The organism is Bifidobacterium biavatii DSM 23969 (assembly GCF_000741165.1).
Classification (GTDB): Bacteria; Actinomycetota; Actinomycetes; order Actinomycetales; family Bifidobacteriaceae; genus Bifidobacterium; species Bifidobacterium biavatii.
The window spans coordinates 1-19,444 of the sequence record NZ_JGYN01000011.1; the positions used below are offsets into that span (position 1 = coordinate 1).

Here is a 19,444-nt window from a genome sequence, read left to right on the forward strand (position 1 = left end):
CGCCCCCGCCGCGCCGGACGCGTCGACGCCGGATTCGCCGAAGCAACGCCCGCAGACCATGTTCGCGGACGCGACCGGCACGTCCGGCTTTTCGGTGCAGTCGATGCGCCAGATCATGCACCGTCCGCTCACGCCGATGCGCGACGCGGACGCCGCAGCCACGGCGGAACTGTGGTTCGACCCCACGCTGCGCGACGCGATCTGCATCTATCTGGACCGTCGGCCGTGCGGTGCAATCGTGGTCAACGGCCGTCTGCATCAGAACGCGGCGTTTCGCGACGGCATGATCGAGCACATGTCGCTCGTGCCGGGCGGCCGGCCGTGCTACTGCGGTCAGCGAGGCTGCATGGACGCGTACTGCTCGCCCGAAACGCTGCCGGAGGACTACGAAAGCCTGCCGGGTTTCTTCAGCGTGCTTGAGCAGGGCGAAACGCATCATCGCGAGCGTATGAACGAATGGCTGGATCGTGTGGCGCAGGCGATTGCGAACGTGCGCTCCGTAATTGCGGGCGACGTGATCGTCGGCGGCGAGGCGGCGCAGTATCTCGACGACGACGACATCGCCGACCTGAAGTCCCGCGTGGCGAAGCTCAGCCCGTTCGGCGGCGACGACCTGCGGCTGCGGCGCGGACTGTGCATGGACGGACAGCCCGCGTTGGGTGCTGCACTAAGCCTGATCGGAGACTGGCTGGACGCTAACAGCTGCCGATAGCCACGCCGATTCCGCCGCAGTTCCGCCCCGCCCCGCGTCTCGAACCGGTACGACACTCCCACAGGCCGCCCCGTTACAATGGGAGCCATGAAGAACGCTATACCCCAGCGGTATGCGATACCGCACCGATATGCAACGAGGCCGGGCCTGTACTTCACCGAGGACGGCGGCGCGGATGCCGTGGTGCGCTCGGAAACCGCCGATCAGGTATGGCTGTGCGTCTACGAGCCGGTCGACCAGCCGACCGCCTTTTTCAACGAGGCCGTGCGCATCTTCGAGGAGTCGCCGTCCCCGTTCATCAACCAAATCCACTCGCACGCGGTGTGCACGCGCATCATCGAGTCGCTGTACATGCGCGAAACGCTGTTCCGCATGGAGGGGCCGAACTACGGCTTGTGGTACGTGCATCTGCCCAAAGCGTGGGACGGCATGCGCTACGCGTACCGCGTTGACGGCGTGTGGAACCCGAAGATCGGTCTGCGGTTCAACCCGTACAAGCTGCTGCTTGACCCGTACGGCAAGGGCATCGACGGCAAGATGCAGCTCGATCCGGCCGCGTTCTCCTACAAGTGTGAGATCGGCACGGACGGCCGCGTGCACGGCGACGCGTTCGGCGAGATGAGCACGGTCGACGCGCTCGGCAAAATGCCCGTGTCGGTGGCGATCGACGACCGCGATTCAACCAAGCACGACGACGATCCGGTGCATCCGCACGTGCCGTGGAGCAAGACCGTGCTCTACGAGCTGCACGTCAAGGGCTTCACCGCGAACGCGCCGTGGCTGCCAAAGGAGCTGCGCGGCACGTACGCCGGGCTCGCACATCCGATCACCTTGGCATACCTGCAGGGGCTCGGCGTCACGTCGATCGAACTACTGCCGATCCAGGCCAAGCAGGACGAACTGTTCCTGCAGGAGCGCGGCCGGCACAATTATTGGGGCTATTCGACACTCAGCTACTTCTCCCCCGAACCCTCGTACGCCACCGAGGCCGCCCGCAAGAAGGGCGCGGGCGCGGTGCGCGAGGAGGTCATCAATATGGTGCGCGCGCTGCACGAGGCCGGGTTCGAGGTCATCATGGACGTGGTATACAACCACACCTGCGAGGGCGGTGTGGAAGGCCCAACGACCTGCTGGCGCGGCTTCGACCCGCTGTCCTACTACCGCCGTCAGAAGAACGACATCGGCCACCTGGAGGACACGACCGGCTGCGGCAACACGTTCAACTTCACGAACACGCACGTGCTCACGTTCGCAGTCGATTCGCTGCGCTACTGGGCCAAGCGCATCGGCGTGGACGGTTTCCGCTTCGACCTGGCCGCCTCGCTCGCCCGCCTCGAAGGCAACTTCACCAAGCACCACCCGTTCCTGTACGCGCTGCGTTCCGACCTGCTGCTCGGCAATCTCAAGCTCATCATGGAACCGTGGGATCTCGGCCCGGAAGGTTGGCGCACCGGCGGCTTCGGCCTGCCGTTCAGCGAATGGAACGACCGTTTCCGCGACACAACGCGCCGGTTCTGGCTCACCAACACGCAGCCGGGCGTCGCCGGCACGATCGGCATGCAGGAGATGGCGACGCGACTGTGCGGTTCGGCCGACCTGTTCGCCACCGATCCGGGCCGCGGCTGCGTCGCGTCGATCAACTACGTGACCGCGCACGACGGCTTCACGCTCGCCGACCTGACCATGTACAACACGAAGCACAACGAGGCCAACGGCGAGAACAACATGGACGGCTCGAACGTCAACCATTCGTCGAACTTCGGCGTGGAGGGGCCGACGCGCGACCCGGCCATCACGCGGCGGCGCAACCGCGCGGCAATGAACATGCTCGGCACGCTCATGCTCTCGCTCGGCACGCCGATGATGCTCGCCGGCGACGAATTCGGCAACTCGCAGAGCGGCAACAACAACGCGTACGCACAGGACAACGACATCACCTGGCTCGACTGGAACTGGCTGTACCAGACCAAGAAAACGCCGGAAATGCGCCGTTTGGAAACCGTGTCGCGCCTGATCGCGATCCGCAAGTCGCTCGACCTGTACCATCACGAGGAGTTCTTCACGCTGCTCACGCAGCTCGGCCTGTTCAAGCCGTCGAGCCGCGTGCAGTGGTACCTGCCGGACGGCACCACGCCGATGGACCGCGACTGGTTCGACACGAGCGTGCGCAGCTTCCAGATGCGGCTGCTGTCGGCCAACGAGATGGACGTGCTTATCGTGATCAACGGCACCGACCAGGACTTGCACTTCCGGCTGCCGTCCGACTGCGAATGGCAGTGCGAATGGTGTTCGGCCGTGGTCAACGGCGAACAGCCGGGGCACGGCGTGCTGATCAAGCGGCTCAATCCGAAGCATTTCGACGACCGCAACTGGACGACAATCGTCAACGAAAACGATCCGATCCACGATCTGGTCGAAACCGTGCAGCACGCGCTCGCCTCGCAGTCGAAGTTGGACCGCCCGCAGTACGAGAGCAACGATCCGGTCGACAAGGACCCGCACATCAACACGATGCGCAACAGCGTGCCGGCCGCGGCGCACGACTACAACGCGATCCTCAACATCACCGACGCGATGGACCCCGACGGCGACGCGTCCACGCAATACGACGCGTCGAGCGGAGAGCAGATGCCGGCCGACACGGGCAAGTCGGACGATCCGAGCCTGTGGACGTTCCCATCGCTGTGCATCAGCGTGATGCGGCGCGTACGGTAGTCGCCCGTACGGCGGCGCGACCGGCGACCGTCGCCGTACGCGCTACTTGCGGAAATCGACCGTCGTCTCGCGCGTGGTGACACGCGTGGACCGGACCGGACGCTCGACCTGCGGCCGGTCCGGTTCCTTGATGCGCTCGACCAGCGTGCGCACGGCGAGCTGCGAAACCTCGCGCGGCTGCTGCGAGATATTCGTCGGCTTGACCGCGAACCGCGGGATGCGCGAGTTCGGGCAGATGCTCACGAGCGTCAGGTCCTGGCCGAGCGTGATGCCGAGCCGGTCGAGCGCGTCCATGATCTGTCTGGTCGGCCGCGGCTGACGCGTCACGATCGCCAGATTGTCGTCGATGAGTTCCGAAATCGCGTCCAGCGCGGGCGTCGAGTCGGTTTGCGGCATCGGCGCGATGGAGAATTCCATGCCGTGCGCCTGCGCGTGCTCGCGCATCGTGCCGTACATGCCCTGAATGGTCAGGTAATTGCGGTTCGCCTCGTAGTCGTCGTCGAGATACAGCACGCGATGATGGTTGAGGTTCGCCAGATAGTCGACGATCACGCCGCCGACGTGCGTGTAGTCGAAGTAGACGAGGTCGAGCCCGTGCGCGTCGCGCGGACGGCCGAAGATGACGGTCGGCAGGCCGATTTCGGCGGCGACGGGAATGCGGTTGTCCTCGTCGGTGACGTCCATGAGGATGAATCCGTCGCAGATGTTACGCCCGTCCATGCGGCGCAGGCTGTCCGGGTCGGCTTGCGTGGTGTTGGTGATCACGTCGTAGCCGAGCCGGTATGCCTCTTCGATGATGGAGCTCAGGTACGGCGTGACGTCAGTGCCGTCGGATTCGTACGAGAGCCGCTCGATGAGGGTGATGAGGTTGGTGTGCTGCGTACGCAGCGTGCGCGCGCTCGAGTTGGGATGATAGTCGAGGATCTTCATCGCCGCTTCGATGCGCGCCTTGGTTTCCGCCGCGACCGGCCGACTACCGTTCATGTAGTACGAGACGGTGCTTTGCGCGACGTTCGCGAGTCTGGCGACGTCACGGCTGGTGGGCCTGTGATTGCTGGTTCGTGGCATGGCGGCGGTCCTTCATCCTGACTATACGTATCGAACATAGCACCGAACGGCGCGGCACACGCTGCCGGGAGCACCCGCGATGCGGCAGGCGGCGCATGCTCGATTCACTGGTCACTGGTCACGCGATGGCAATAGCTGTTGAAATTCCATCGCGTGACCCGCCATCCAGTCACGCGATGGAATAACCGGGCAAAATGCCATCCCGTGATAGGACTGCGTACGACATAAGCGCAACACGCCCGGATTCCACGGTCACGCGATGGCAGTCTACCTCATCGACGCCATCCCATGACCAGTCATTGGGTCACGCGATGGAAAAACCGGACGAAATGCCATCGCGTGACCAGATCGTGCCGTATAAAGCCGGCTTGCGATCTTGGGGGTGTTTCACGTGAAACATACACCCGCTCACGCCGGCCAAACGGCACGCCGACTGGGCGGTACGGCCGCCCGTGCCCGGTCAGTCGGCGTCCTCCCACTTGACGAGCATGGCGTCGAACATTTCGTCGTCGGTCAGATGGTTCTCGAGGTTGAGCAGCGTCTTGATCTTCTGCTCCTCACGGCTGTAGATGAAGTCGCGCTGCCACTGGAAGAAGTGCGGCCCGTCGCCCATCGTGCGCAGGTAGGCCATGAGCCCGGACAGCACCCACACGCTCTGCGCGATGTCGGTCAGGCATTCGTTCGCATAATAGCCGTGCCATACGCCGTGCTCGCGCGCCAGCATCGCCTCGCGCGCCCGCCGGAACTCGCGCCGGGCCAGTCCCGCGTGGAAGAACGCGTGCTGCCAGTCCTCGGCGAATCCCTCCCACAGCGCGCGGCACGTCAGGTGCGTGGCCTCGCAGCAGTGGCGGTACACGCGCGCATGCAGCGCGATCGAATCGTCGAACAGACGTCGTGCCCGCGGCGACATGACGGTCGCGGCGGCCGTGTCGCGATCGTCCAGCGCGGCGTACTGCGCGGCCCCGCGCGCGGCGATGCGGTCGACGACGGCGATCTGCTCGACCAGCGGCACGTCGCCCGCCGCCCAGCGCATGTCGTCGCAGCTTGCGTTGCGGTCGCGCATGAACTGTGTGACCAGCATGCGCGGACAGTGATTGAAGTACTGTTCGCCAGCGCGCTCGTCCCAGCGTTCGCCGTACGCGACGGCCGCGTCGAAGTAGCCGGCGTACGCGTCGGCCACGGCCGCAGCGTCGTGCTCGCCGTAATACTCGGTTGCGAACGTGCGCGTGGCCGACTGCACAAACGTCGCCGCAGCATCGTCGACGGACGATCCGGCGAGCAGCGCGCCGACCGATGCAAGCGACGGTTCGGCCTCACCGGACGAAGCCGACGCGGACGACGAAAGCGTTGTCGTCGACGGAGCCTGCGCGATCGACGCAGCCGGCCGGGCCGCGCCGTCCAGCCCGGCGAGCCCGTCGCGCCACAGTTGCGCGATCAGGGAGAGGTAGTAGGCGTGCGGCTTGACGTTCGACGAGTTGATGATCCAGAACGCGTCGCCGCCGCGGGCGAGCACCTCGCCGAGCTCGTGTGCGATATGCTCCGGGCGCACGGGCAGCGTGGTGATGTGGTTCGCGGCCTGCAGGTCGTAGAACGACGCGTGGTAGTAGATGCCCTGCGCGCCGCGGTCGGCGGGGTTCGGCATGGCGTCGATGCGCGGATTGTGATTGCACTGCCGGCGCGTGACCATACGGCCGTAGCCGTTGTCGGACCAGATTTTGATGACGTCGTCGGGCAGGTCGAGCACACCCTTGCGGTAGAGTTCCAGCGTTTCGCCGTACAGGTAGACGCAGGTGCGCGCCTGCGGGTCGGCGTCGAGCACCATGCGGCGCTGGATGCGGATGATCTCGCTCATGAGCGCGCCGCGCTTCTCGTCGGTGTCGTAGGTCGGGTCGGAGTCCCAGAACGCGGAGTCGCCCTGGCCGCGGAAGCCGACGTTCCAGATGACGTGCTGGCCGCGGTGCGCTTCGAGCGATTCCTTCCACAAGCCGATGAACAGATCCTTGTGCTCGTCCCACGAAGGGTTGAGGTCCGGGTAGGCGGAGGAGAAGAGGCGCGCGCCGAGCGGTTCGGCGTGGTGCTGGGCGATGCGCAGGCCGCGCCGGGCGGCGGCTTGCGCGTGGTGCGCGGAGTTGTTGCCCGTGCCGGGGATGACCATCGTGCCGCCGCAGCGCAGCAGCGCCTCGAACACCATCTCCCACGGCTGGTCGGGGTCGTTGTCGAGCTGCCATCCCATGAGCAGCACCTCGTCGTTGACGAACCAGCCTCGGTCGGCCACGGCGAACGGCTGCGAAGCGAACGCGTAACCGTCGGGCACGGCGACCGGACCGGGCTTGCGTCCGGCGACGGCGGGCGTCCAGTCCATCCAGAACCACAGGTCGGGCACGCCAAGCAGTTCGCGGCTGATGTGGTACAGGCCGTAGATGAAGCCGAAGTCACTGCCAGCGATGACGCGCAGCACGCCGTGGTCCGCGACGACGCGGTACATCCCCTCCCCCAGCGACGGATCGTCGGTCAGTTCGATGCGGGCCGTCACGTCCGCGCCGGGTGCGGCTGCCGCATCGGACGCCGCATCGCCTCGTCCGCACACGACGCCGAGGTCGCGCCGCAGGTCGGCGGCGGCCTGACGCACGGCTTCGGAACGGCCGTCCACGTCGATGGGAGTAAGGACGTCAAGCAACATCGCAGTCACCTCTTGGGTTGGAAATCAACATTGTCGATACGTATTTATTGATACGTATTTACTGTACTTGGGAATCTCAATACCAGCAAACGGTTGCCGGTTCTTGCCAATGGCTCGCACGATTCGCACGAGCCGAGACACAATGGCGACCGGGAGCATCGTCGGTTCGTGCGACCGGCCACAGGCCAGCCAGCCGCACGAACCGACACGACGCATCCCGCCGGCCGAGCCGATCGATCAGGCGCTGGCGATCGCGGTGTTCAGCTCGCTGATCATGGCCTTGGCGGCGTCGGCCGAGGACTGGTCGCCGAACATCACCTTCTGGCTGTAGCGGGCGATGATCTTGTCGAGGTCGGACGCGCCATTCGGCGTGATGGACGGGGCCTCGCCGAGCGTGTCCTGGATCTGGGACGGGAAGTCGAGCGCCTGCTTGTCGGTGCCGGTCGCGGAGTCGGCGAGCGCCTCGCGGATCTTGTTGTTGGACGGGATGCCGCGGTCGGTGCTCATGGTCTTGCCCGCGTCCTCGTCGTTGAGCAGGTAGTCGATGAGCTCGGCGGCTTCGGCCGGGTGCTTGGACTGCGAGGAGATCGCCCAGTACATGCCGGGCTTGAGGTAGCCGTACTTGGCGTTCTCGCCGTCGTTCGGAATGGGCACGAGGGTCATGTTGTCGGTGCCGGCGGCCTTCGCGTACACGGAAACCTGCGTGGACTGGGTGAAGATCATGGCCTGCTTGCCGGTAGCAAAGTCGCTCTGGTCGGTGGTGCCGGACGCCTGCTCGGCCTGATGGTCGGGAGTGCCGGAGATCTGGTCGCCGTGCGTCCAGTCGTAGGCCATCTGCAGGTAGCTGGCGAGCGTGTCCTCGGAGATCGCAACCTTGCCGTCCTTGAACAGGTTCTCGTTGTGCTGGCGGGCCCACAGCTGCAGGCTCATGCCGTTGTTGAGCGGCGCGATGCCGACAGTTTCGCCGTTGGACTTGTCGACGACCTGCTTGGCAAACGCCTTGAGATCATCCCATGTCCAGTTGGATGTGTCGGGCACGGTCAGGCCGAGGCTCTTGATGACGTCGTTGTTGAGCACGACGCCGAACGCGGTGGAGGAGACGGGGGCCGCGTATTGCGTGCCGTCGACCTTGCCCATGTCGCGCAGGGATTCGTCCATGCCGCTCAGGTCGAGGTACTTGGACGTGGTGTCGAGGTCGACAAGCGAGCCCTGCGAGGCGTAAGAGGCGAGGTACAGCTCATCCATCTGCATGACGTCGGGCGAGTTCTTGCCGGCGGTGTCGGTGGCGAGCTTGTCCCAGTAGCCGGACCAGTCGTTGTAGGTCATGTCGACCTTGATGTTCGGATGCTTCTCCTCGAAGCCCTTGATGACCTCTTCGGTGAGCTTGACGCGGCTGTCAGATCCCCAGTAGCCGATGCGGATGGTCACGTCGCCGTCGGATGCCTTGACTTCGCCGGTTGCCCCTCCGGCCTTGGTGCCGCAGCCGGACAGGGCGAGCGCGGCAGCGGACACGGCGGCGGCCGCGACGATCCACTTCTTCATGGACTTCATGGTTATCTCCTTTGATATTTCCTTATCGAAAAACTTGGGTTGTCGGTTGTTTGGTTGATACGGATAGCGCTCCGTCCGCTTGCCTTGGCAAGTGGCGCGGACGCGTGCGGCATCAAGGCGTACCGAGGGAAGCTGTGCTCAGCACAGCGACCGAGGAACAACACGGATGACGCTCCGTCCGCGTCACTTGCCGCCGGTGGTGGCGATGCCTTCGACCAAATACTTCTGGCCGAAGCAGAACACGATGAACAGCGGGATCATGGACAGGACGGACATGGCGAACATCGGGCCGTAGCTGGACTTGCTGGTTGCGTCGATGAACGCGCGCAGGGCGATCGGCACGGTGTACAGCTTCGGGTCGGTCAGGTAGATGAGCTGGCTAAAGAAGTCGTTCCACGTCCACATGAACGTGAACACGGCAGTGGTGCCGATGGCCGGCTTCATGAGCGGCATGAGGATCTGCCAGTAGATGCGCCAATGGCCGGCGCCGTCGATCTTGGCGGCCTCGTCGAGGTCGCGCGGGAGCCCGCGGATGAACTGATAGAACAGGAAGGTGAAGAAGCCGTCCATGGCGAGGAACTTGGGCACGATGAGCGGGATGTAGGTGTTGATCATGCTCAGCGAGTTCCAGATGATGTACTGCGGGATGATGACCACGTGGATCGGGATCATGAGCATGAGCAGCATGAAGCCGAACATGAGCGGACGTCCCTTGAAGTTGAGCCGGGCGAACGCGTATGCGGCCATCGAGCAGGTGATCACGTTGCCGACGATCGCGCAGGCGACGAGCAGCAGCGAGTTGAGGAAGTAGCGACCGAACGGCTGGCTCAGGCCGAACCATCCGTCGACGTAGTTCTTCCACTGCGGATGCGCGACCCACAGTCCCATGTTGGTGAAGATCTCGTTCGGCTTGCGCAGCGAGCTGGCGATCATCCACAGGATCGGGTACAGCATGACGAGCGCGATGGCGAGCACGACGAGCTGCTTGATGATCTGGACGACGATGTTGCGGACCTTGTTCTTGTCCTTGTATTCGGGGATGGACACGTCCGACGCGCCAGCCGAGGACGCGGGGACGGTTGTTGCGGACACGGCCGCACGCTTAGCGGCCTTGGCGTTCGCTTTGATGTTCAGTGTTGCGTCAGTCATCGTAATGCACCCAGTACTTGGAAACGGCGAAGTTGATTACGGTCAGCACGGCAACGATCACGACGAGGATCCACGCCATCGCGGCGGCGTAGCCCATCTTCATCGAACCGAAGCCCTGCATGTACAGATAAAGCGTGTAGAACAGCGTGGAGTCGTTGGGGCCGCCGGTGCCGCCGGAGACGACGAACGCCTGGGTGAACGTCTGGAAGCTGTTGATGATCGACATCACCAGATTGAAGAAGATGATCGGCGAGAGCATCGGCAGCGTGATCGACAGGAACTGGCGCCACTTGCCGGCGCCATCGACGCTGGCCGCCTCGTACAGTTCCTTCGGGATCTGACGCAGGCCGGCGAGGAAGATCACCATCGGCGAGCCGAACTGCCAGACGTGCAACGCCATGAGCGTGTAGTTCGCAGTGTCCGGGTTGGCGATCCACGACTGGGTGACGTCCATGCCGAGCAGGCCGAGCGCCTGGTTGAACAGGCCGTCGGAGCCGAACACCATCTTCCACAGCACCGCGATGGCAACCGAGCTGCCGAGCATGGACGGCAGATAGAACGCGGAGCGGTAGAACGTAAGGCCCCGCATACCGTGGTCGAGCACGACGGCAAGGGCGAGCGCGGCGATGAGCTGCAGCGGAACGGAGATGATCACGTAGCTGAACGTGACTACCAGCGAGTGCAGGTAGCGCTGATCCTGCATGAGCGTCGCGTAGTTCTGGAATCCCACGAACTTCGGCGAGGCGAGCATGTTGTATTTGGTCAGCGACAGGTACAGGGAGACGATCATTGGGATGAACGTCAGGAAGAACGCGCCAACGATCCACGGGGCGAGGAAGCCCAGTGCCGGTTTGGTGTCCTTCGGCTTGTCCTTGGTTTTACCGCTGGTTTTGACCAGCGTGGCGAATTCGGCCGCGTAGCTCATGACGCGCTCCTTTCGCTGGCTGCGGACGGCTTGGGCCCGCTTATGGTTCGCGAGGTCATCGACCTGCGCATGATGGTTGACAACACCGTCGTTCCTTTCTTCGCGGCAGCCTTTGCCGTGTGCTTCTTCGCTGCGAATCACAGTGCCGTCCGTCGTCGGAAGGACTGCGATTGCTTGGTATGTCGCCGATCGGTGGGCGTATCTTCCAGTCGGGCGGTTCCGTTGCCCACCTAGTAAATACGTATCGATCGATACGTATTTATAGTACCGCACATTCCAGCTGCCACCAGACGCGATCATCTCTAGTTATCGATAACTACGTTCTCCCGCATCGATTCGTATCGACAATCCTCGGCGTGTTGCCACTTGTTCCAGCGCGGCAAATCAGCGGCGCTCAGCCATCATCGGCAGGGTGGTGCCGCGGTGGACGATGCGTTCAGGAGCCACAGCTCGCACGACGGTCGGCGACGCGTCGCCGTCGATGCGCGCGGCCAACAGGTCGATCGCAGTCGACACCACGGCGTCGGGCCGCGTCGGCAGATACGACAGCTCCGGATACCGCCCCTGCGCAGCGGCCGGCCCAATCGCGACGATCGCCGCATCAATGCCAGGCACGATACCGTGCGTCACACACCATCGCCGCACCGTATCTCCCAGATTGACGCCGCGCATGGCGATCACGGCACGCCGCCCCGCAATCGCGGCGGCCAGTTCGTCACCGACGGCGGCAACGCCGTCCTCTCCCCCGGTCGGCGGAGCGATCAGTTCGACCCGCAAGCCAAGCCGTTCCGCCTCTCGCCGCCCGCTGTCGTACATCGTCCGTTCGATCGGCGGCAGTGACCGACCGTCATCCGGCTCGTCGCGCACCATGACCAACACGTCGCAGCCGCAGCCGGCCGCCTCGCGCGCGATTTCGGCCATGGCCGCGTCGTAGTCGTAGTACACGCAATCCGGCATCCGACCCGAGTCCGGAACGGTTACATCGCCGATGAACCCTCCGGCGTTGCCGACGAGCACGGCCGGCACGGCGAGCTGCGCGGCACGTTCGACGCGCGGATCATGCTCGACGACGTCCATGATGACGAATCCGTCGCAAATCATGCGCTGCGAAAGCCGGTCCAGCGCGTTGTCGTCGTCGGCGAGCGTGTTGACGATGACATCGTAGTCACGCTCGCGCGCGTGCCGGATAATGCCGGCCAGATACGGCAGCACGTCGTAGCCGGCGGTGTGCTCGTCCAGCTTCTCGAGCAGCGCGATGGTGCGCGTGCGCGACGTGCGCAGCGTGCGCGCACTGGCGTTGGGATGATAGTCGAGCCGTTCCATCGCGTCGAGCACCTGCCGCCGGACCGCGTCGGAGACCGGATAGTTGCCGTTGATGACGTGGGAGACGGTGCTTTGTGCCACGCCAGCCAGTGCCGCCACGTCCTTGCTGGTCGGCCGTCTGCGCGCCGCGATGCCCTCTGCCATGACGATTCTCCTTTGTCGCGATCAGTCCCGGTCATACGTTGATACGGAATACGTATGTCCAGCGTACGCCGCCGTGAGGAATCACGCTCCAGCAACGCGCAAACGGACATATTCAGATCGGCGCCGTCCCGGATCGCGCGTGTCGCCGGCTTGCGTTTCTCGAATCGTTGATCTACAGTATGAAATACGTATTTCAAGATACGTATTTCATAAGAAGGACAAAGAAAACCACCCGCAGTCAGTGCAGTCGCGGATGGCCGGCGGAGCGATCCACCGAACGCGGAAACGCGCAGGAAACGAAGGAGTATCCAATGTCTGCGAACAAGCGAATCATCACGGCGACGGCCGCAACCATAGCGGCGCTCACCGCACTAGCCGGCTGCGGCAGCGGCAACGCCGCCACCGACGAAAACGGCAAGCCGCTCGTCACGATCTTCAGCGTCCAATCGGCCACCACAGCCGATATCTCCAAGCTCGGCCTGACCAAGCCGCTCGAAGCGGCCTGCGACTGCACGATCAAATGGGAGGTGAGCCGCGACGCCTCGCAGAAGAAGAACGCCATGCTCGCCGCCGGCGAAATCCCCGACATCACGCTCAACCTGTTCAGCACCGACGACACCACGCGCAACCAGGCCGTGTTCGACGACCTCTCGCAGCACCTCGACCAGATGCCCAACCTCAAGTCGGCGCTCGAAAACAAGACCATGAAGCACCTCGCCACCGACGAGCAGGGCCACATTTACGCGCTGCCGGCCGACAACGGCAAGGACTACGCCACCTCCACCAGCCATCTGATGATCAACAAGCAGTGGCTCGACAAGCTCGGGCTGCCGGTGCCGCGCACGTGGGACGAGTTCGTCAACGCGCTCGAGGCGTTCAAGACCAAGGATCCGAACGGCAACGGCAAGGCCGACGAAATTCCGTTCACCGTGGGCAAGCTCGACACCACAGGCATCGGCTGGTACAGCCCGTTCCTGTTCCTCAACTCCACCGGCCTAGTCACGCAGGTGGCCACCGCGTCGGGCGCGGGCGGCTTCTACGCCAAGCAGGGCAAGGTCGGCAACGTCCTCGACACCGACAACATGAAAACCGTGATCGGCATGCTGCACGAACTGGTCGAAAAGGGCCTGATGCCCAAGGACGCGCTCACGCAGGACTCGTCCGCGTACAACACGCAGCGCGCCGGCGACGGCAGCACGGCCCGGGTCGGCGCCACGTTCGGCTGGTGGCAATCCGACTTCGGCGACACCTTGAAGAGCCAGTACATCGGTCTCGCCGCGCCTGTCGCGCCCGGCACCAGCGCCGACGACGTGACGTGGGACGCCGGCCGCGACGCCGCGCGCTACTTCGGCGGCAAGCTGTCCGTCGCCGCGGACGCGCCGAACAAGGACGCGATCTACAAGATCGTCGACGCGCTGTACTCCGAAAAGATGTCGGTGATCACCAAGTACGGTTCCATCCCCGAATACGTGTCCGACGACGGCAATCACACGTACACGGTCAGCCCGAAGCGCTACGCCGACGTGTCGGTCGACCTGTCGCTCGGCTCCGGCGGCACGTACGCGATCCGCGACGACATGACCATCAAGGGCGATCAGAAGAGCGCCGGCCTGCTCGGCGTGGACAAGGCGTACACCGAGAACTACAAGCACATTGACTGGAACAAGGACGTGATCCCGATCTGGACGCGCCTAACCACGGACGAGGCCAACGAGGCCACCAACTACATGACCCCGATCTTCACGTACGCCGTGCCGCAGCTCGCCGACTGGATCGTCAACGGCGGCGTCGACCAGGGCTGGGACGAGTACGTGAACAAGCTGCACACCGCCGGTCTCGACAAGGCCGTGGCTTTGTGGCAGCAGGCGTACGACCGCGCGATCAAGTAGCGCGCGTCCAGCGTCCCGCGACAGAGCCTGGCAGGCAACGCCGCGGCAACTATCGTGCCGTCGTCCGTCCCAACGACCTCCGGGACGGGCGGCGGCGCATTTCCGGTTTCGCCGGCCCGCACGCCGGCGAGCATCAAAGCATCATCATCCGAAAGGAACATCAGTCATCATGAGCGTCATCATCACCGCGAATACCAGGATTCTGCCCGCACCGACGCTCGGCGACGAGCCGTCCGTCCGCAGCCGCAGCTTCTCCCCCGCCGTCGCCGCCGCGGCCGACGCAGTGCGGCGCGACATTGCGTACGTGTTTGGGTCGCGTGATACGACCTCGGACACGGCAACGTCGCGCGACTCGCATGATGTCTCGCGTCGCACGGCCGGCATCGACGACGCGCATGACGCGGCGCCCGCCGCGACTGGCGCACACGATGTTGTGCCGACGCCCGACCGCCCCGCCGCGGACATCGTCGTGCGCATCGACCGTACGATGCCGGCCGAGCAGTACCGTGTTGCGGTCGACGCTCCCGCGAACGTGATCGCCGTGACCGGCGCGGATGATCTGGGTTGCGTGTACGGCCTGTACGCGATCAGCCGCGCGTGGCTCGGATTCGAGGATTTCTGGTTCTGGAACGACCAGCGTCCGGTCCGCCGCGCGCGGCTGGAACTCGACGACGGCGCAACGCTCGTCTCCAAGCCGGCGGCCGTGCGCTACCGCGGCTGGTTCGTCAACGACGAGGTGCTGGTCACCGCGTGGGACATCGACAATGACAACGAACGCACGTGGCGCATGATCTTCGAGACGCTGCTGCGCGCCGGCGGCAACCTTGTCATTCCCGGGTCCGGCCAGAACATGGCCCCGCACTGGGATCTGGCGCGCGACATGGGCCTGTATGTGAATCAGCATCACGCGACGCCGCTGGGCGCGCGCCTGTTCGCCGAGGCGTACCCGGGCGACAAGCCCCGCTGGCCGGAGGACCGCGGGCGCTACGAGGCGCTGTGGCGTGAGTCGATCGAACGGCTGCGCGGCGCGAAGGTGGTGTGGACGCTCGGACTACGCGGCAACTGCGATGGCCCGTTCTGGTCGGACGATCCGCGGCATACCACCGATGAGGACCGCGGTCACGTGCTGTCCGAAGCGATGCGCGACGAGTATCGGCTGATCCGCGAGGCCGACCCGCAGGCGCCGGTGAGCGCGTACCTGTACGCCGAATCGCTCGACCTGTACCGCAAGGGGCTGCTCGACCTGCCCGACGACGTGATCAAGATCTGGGCAGACAATGGTTACGGTCGTATGCAGGTGCGTCGCAGCGGCAACTGGGACCCGCGCACGCCGGCTATGCCGCCGGCCGGGGACGCGGGCGCGAACGGCATCTACTATCACGCGTCGTTCTTCGACCTGCAAGCCGCAAATCACATCACGCAGATGCCCGAATCCCCCGACGACATCGCGCGCGAGCTCGACACCGTGCTGGAACGCGGCGGCGACTCGCTGTGGATCGTCAACTGCTCGAACGTCAAGCCGCACGTGTTCTATCTCGACATGATCGCGCGCATGTGGCGCGACGGGCGGATCGGCGGGACGAGCGGCAGCGCACACGGCGGCACAGACAGCGACTCTGTGGACGCTCCGGCCTCCGCCGTTTCGTCCACGGTTGGCGGCGACTCAGCCGCGGCCGGCGACTCGCCCGACACCGACGCATCAGCCATTGACGGCACATCGTCCGCCGGCAGTGCATCGTCCGCCAATGACGTACGCTCCGCCGTTAACGCGCTGCTGCTGGATTACGTACGCCGCTACTACTACGGCGACGCGCATGCGAGCGCCGTGGCGCGACTATTCCGCGAATACTGGGCCGCGGCCGCGAGCTACGGTCCGGAGTGGGACCAGAAGTGCGGCGAGCAGCTGTTCACGTACGTGCCGCGCATGATCGCCACGCATTATTTGTCCGGCGATCGCGGCGAGGAGGACGATCTCAAGTGGCTGCACGACGGTTCGTTCGCCGATCAGCTCGACTATGTGCAGCGCCTGTGCGACGCGGCGTCGCGGCGGTACGCCCTATTGGCCGCGAACTGCGAACGCACGGCGCTTGACGCCGAGTTCAGTACCGCGTTTGGCGCGACGGACGATGATCGGCGTGATGTCACGATCAACGGCGACGGGTTGGCGACCGTGGATACGACGACCGGCATCGGCGGCACGGGGGATGCCGGCGACGCGACCGGCCCGCACGCCGCGCGGCTGATCCGCGACACGGTCGGACTGCAGGTCGTGATCTACCGCGACTGCGCGCGCGGCACATCGCTGGCGTGCACGGCCGTCAGGGAGGCGCTTGCCAACGATTTCAAGCACGCGTTCTATCACGCAGGTCTCGCCCGCGAACGGTTCCTTGCGGCGGATGCGGCGATGCGCGCTCGCGAGCACGACGTGTGGCAGGGGTTCTGGGCGAACGATTGCCTTGCGGACGTGAAGTTCTCCGGGCAGATCATGGCCGCGCTCATGTCGTATCTGCGCAACCGCGGCGACGGCCCGCATTATTACGGTTGGAAGCATGAGTTCTGCTACGCGCCGCAGTGGCGGGACGTGATTGTGGTGCTCAATATGGAGAATCACGAGTCCGACGACGAGATTTTCCAGGCCATGAAGCGCGTGTGGGGCGGCGACGAGCCGACCAACCACGTATCCGCATGACCATACCGACACAGATAGCACAGCGAACGGGAGGATCAGCGTGTTCCATCAAGGTTTTGCGTTTTCGACGACGGATGTTCCGACTGCGCTCCGCAAGATGGCGGGCGATGCGTCGGAAAGCATGATTCGCGTAATGGACGACGACGAATACGACGCGGCACACGGATACGGCTGGGTCGGCGAACGTGCGCGCCAGTGCGAACCGTTGCTGTCAAATGCGGAGATCGCAGGCGGATTCGAACCGGTCGGTCATGCGCGGATGCAGCGCCAGCGTACGGCAGCCACGACGGACGTTTCCCCCGCCGATCTGCCCGTGCCGCTCAGCTTCGCCGTACGTGTGCCGGCCGACGGCAATTATCGGGTGTCGCTCACACTGGACACGGCGCGCATGACCGCGGCGATCGACGACGAAATCGTCGTGTACGTGCAGGAGCGGCGGCTCGTCTACCGCGGCCCGGTGCCGTCCGACGGGCGTCTGCCGGACATCGTCGCAAACGTCGGCGCGTTCGTGCCGGACGCGATCGGCAAGCCGGTCGATCATCGGCTGCTGGTCGTGACCGTCGTCGCGCGGCGGCCGATCGTCGCGTCGCTGGACGTGCGCGATGCGAACGTTCCTACGCTGTATCTGGCCGGCGACTCGACGGTCACCGACACGACCGCGCATCCGCCGCTCCGGTTCGGCAGGTCGCACACCGGCTGGGGCGCGTCGCTGCCGGCGTTTCTCGACGCGGGCGTCGCGGTCGCGAATCATGCGCGCTCCGGCCTGAGCACGACCATGTTCCGCAACGACGGCCATTACGCGCCGGTACGGCAGGAAATACACACCGGCGATTTCCTGCTGCTGCAGTTCGGGCACAACGATCAGAAGGATCCGCTGCTGCGAGCGGACGGCGGCTACGCGGACCAGCTGGCGCAGTTCGTGCGCGAGGCGCGCAGCGCGGGCGCGTATCCACTGCTAGTGACACCGTTGACACGCAACACGTGGACGCCGGACGGTACATACGCCGATCTGCTAGCCGATTTCGCGAACGCTTGCATCACGCTGGGCTGTCGGTTGAACGTACCGGTGCTCGATCTGCACCGTGTGTCGATGGAGTTCATTACGGCGATCGGCGTGGAAGACGTCAAGCCGTACTTCCGCCCGGGCGACGTGACGCACACCAATGAATTCGGCTCGTATCTGGTGGCCGGCGCGGTGGCGCGGCTGCTGGCGAACGCGTGCGTCGATCCGTCGCTACCGCAGGCGTATCACGATCTGGCCGCGCACGTGACGGCCGGCTTCGGCCCGTGGTCGCCGTCGGACGCTCCGACCGAGCCCGATCCGTCCGACGACGCCGACGCAACTCTCACGCACGTCGACCAGTTCCTGCGTCCGTACGATCCGCTGGCCGATGCGGCGAACGGCGACGATGCGGATGCCGTGCTGACCCGCGATCATGCGGTCGCGATCGCGTCCGATGTGGCCGGGCTCGTGCCGGTGTACTACTACGACGGCGGGCTGGCGGACGTCGACGCAGACAATCCGTACGCGACGCAACTGCAAAGCGCACTGATGAACGGGCTGATTCCAGCGTCCATGCTGTCCGACGACAGCAGCAGCGGCAATGACGACAGCCACGCCGACATCGGCCGCGGCAATGGTGAAAACGAACGGCCACGCGTGTCAACGCAAGCTTCCAAAGTGCAGAAATCAATGGCGTCCCGCCCATATCTGCATCCGAACGCACCGGTCGATCTGGAGAACATGCTGGTGCTGGCCACACGCATATGGTTGACCAAGCATGTCGCCGGACCGCTGCCAGCCTGCCCGTACGACAACGCATGCAGTCCTGCGAACCGTCGCAGCATCCGTCTGGCCTGCGTGCTGGGACTGCTCTCCCCCGACAGCTCCGCCGATCTGCGCCCCCGTCACCGCCCGCACGGCCGCCGACCTGCTGCGTCGTCTGCGCGTCTGACCACGAATCGGAGAGAAACCGGGCACCAGGAACCGGCAATGCGGGACATGAAATAAGGAAAGCCCCTCGGCCCGAACGGTTGGAAACCAACCGAACGAACCGAGGGGCTTTCGCATATGCGGCAAAGCCGCGAAGGCTTAACGCTTCGAGAACTGCGGAGCGCGGCGAGCCTTGTGCAGACCAGCCTTCTTGCGCTCGACGACGCGGGCGTCGCGGGTCAGCATGCCGGCCTTCTTCAGGGCGGCACGGTTCGCGTCGCGGTCGATGGAGTTCAGGGCGCGGGCCACGCCGAGACGGATGGCGCCGGCCTGGCCGGTGGTGCCGCCGCCGTCAACGAGGACGATCACGTCGAACTTGCCTTCGAGCTTGAGCAGGACGATCGGGGAGTTGACCTCACGCTGCTGCAGCTTGGACGGGAAGTACTCCTCCAGGGTGCGGCCGTTGACGGTCCACTTGCCGGTGCCCGGAACCAGACGCACGCGGGCGACGGCTTCCTTGCGACGGCCGGTGCCGTAGCCCGGAGCGATCGCGGAAGTGCCAGTGCCAGCGCCGGCGTTGGTCTCGGTGGTGTACGAGGTGAGCTCCTCTTCGGTTGCCTGAACCGCGGAGTCGTTGGTGTTTTCAGCCATGATTCTCTATCTCCC

12 protein-coding genes are annotated in these 19,444 nt (G+C 64.9%); 5 read left to right on the forward strand and 7 right to left on the reverse strand.

Going from position 1 to position 19,444, the window contains the following annotated elements; genetic code table 11:
* Together BBIA_RS05080 and glgX are read left to right on the forward strand one after the other, a co-directional pair.
* On the forward strand, nucleotides 1–712 hold a 712-nt coding region (locus BBIA_RS05080), incomplete at its 5' end, for an ROK family protein (protein ID WP_156103671.1).
* An 87-nt stretch (nucleotides 713–799) separates the two neighbouring features.
* Nucleotides 800–3,427, forward strand: coding sequence for a glycogen debranching protein GlgX (gene glgX, locus BBIA_RS05085; RefSeq protein WP_033493898.1), 2,628 nt, complete (start codon nucleotides 800–802; stop codon nucleotides 3,425–3,427).
* Between the two features lie 42 nt (nucleotides 3,428–3,469).
* Here the strand turns inward: glgX and BBIA_RS13265 are convergent, their stop codons facing one another.
* From BBIA_RS13265 to BBIA_RS13270, 6 genes are all read right to left on the reverse strand, one after another.
* A complete protein-coding gene (locus BBIA_RS13265; RefSeq protein ID WP_051923804.1) occupies nucleotides 3,470–4,495 on the reverse strand; it encodes a LacI family DNA-binding transcriptional regulator in 1,026 nt (341 codons plus the stop codon).
* Between the two features lie 460 nt (nucleotides 4,496–4,955).
* Nucleotides 4,956–7,175, reverse strand: a complete 2,220-nt coding sequence (locus BBIA_RS05095; RefSeq protein ID WP_051923805.1) for a glycosyl hydrolase 115 family protein — start codon at nucleotides 7,173–7,175, stop codon at nucleotides 4,956–4,958.
* A 237-nt stretch (nucleotides 7,176–7,412) separates the two neighbouring features.
* Nucleotides 7,413–8,726 carry an ABC transporter substrate-binding protein gene (locus BBIA_RS05100; RefSeq protein ID WP_033493896.1) on the reverse strand — a complete coding sequence of 438 codons (1,314 nt, stop codon included), beginning with the start codon at nucleotides 8,724–8,726 and terminating at the stop codon, nucleotides 7,413–7,415.
* Nucleotides 8,727–8,909: 183 nt separating this feature from the next.
* Nucleotides 8,910–9,875: a carbohydrate ABC transporter permease gene (locus tag BBIA_RS05105; protein WP_081892041.1), complete on the reverse strand. Its 966-nt coding sequence runs from the start codon at nucleotides 9,873–9,875 to the stop codon at nucleotides 8,910–8,912.
* The gene (locus tag BBIA_RS05110) at nucleotides 9,868–10,800 is read right to left on the reverse strand and encodes a carbohydrate ABC transporter permease (protein WP_033493894.1); all 933 of its coding nucleotides are present in this window, start codon (nucleotides 10,798–10,800) and stop codon (nucleotides 9,868–9,870) included. The genes BBIA_RS05105 and BBIA_RS05110 overlap by 8 nt, the downstream gene beginning before the upstream one ends.
* Nucleotides 10,801–11,184: 384 nt before the next feature.
* On the reverse strand, nucleotides 11,185–12,267 hold the full coding sequence (locus BBIA_RS13270) for a LacI family DNA-binding transcriptional regulator (protein WP_051923806.1): 1,083 nt from the start codon (nucleotides 12,265–12,267) through the stop codon (nucleotides 11,185–11,187).
* Between the two features lie 311 nt (nucleotides 12,268–12,578).
* Between BBIA_RS13270 and BBIA_RS05120 the strand changes: the two genes are divergently transcribed.
* From BBIA_RS05120 to BBIA_RS13280, 3 genes are all read left to right on the forward strand, one after another.
* Entirely contained in the window at nucleotides 12,579–14,156 is a 1,578-nt protein-coding gene (locus tag BBIA_RS05120; RefSeq protein WP_033493893.1) for a type 2 periplasmic-binding domain-containing protein, read from the forward strand.
* A 169-nt stretch (nucleotides 14,157–14,325) separates the two neighbouring features.
* Nucleotides 14,326–16,845, forward strand: coding sequence for a glycosyl hydrolase 115 family protein (locus BBIA_RS13275; RefSeq protein ID WP_051923807.1), 2,520 nt, complete (start codon nucleotides 14,326–14,328; stop codon nucleotides 16,843–16,845).
* Nucleotides 16,846–16,966: 121 nt separating this feature from the next.
* Nucleotides 16,967–18,856 carry a rhamnogalacturonan acetylesterase gene (locus tag BBIA_RS13280; protein WP_160268234.1) on the forward strand — a complete coding sequence of 630 codons (1,890 nt, stop codon included), beginning with the start codon at nucleotides 16,967–16,969 and terminating at the stop codon, nucleotides 18,854–18,856.
* Between the two features lie 81 nt (nucleotides 18,857–18,937).
* Here the strand turns inward: BBIA_RS13280 and rpsI are convergent, their stop codons facing one another.
* Complete coding sequence (gene rpsI / locus BBIA_RS05135; RefSeq protein WP_033493891.1) at nucleotides 18,938–19,429, reverse strand: 30S ribosomal protein S9; 492 nt, start codon at nucleotides 19,427–19,429, stop codon at nucleotides 18,938–18,940.
* Nucleotides 19,430–19,444: the final 15 nt, after the last annotated feature.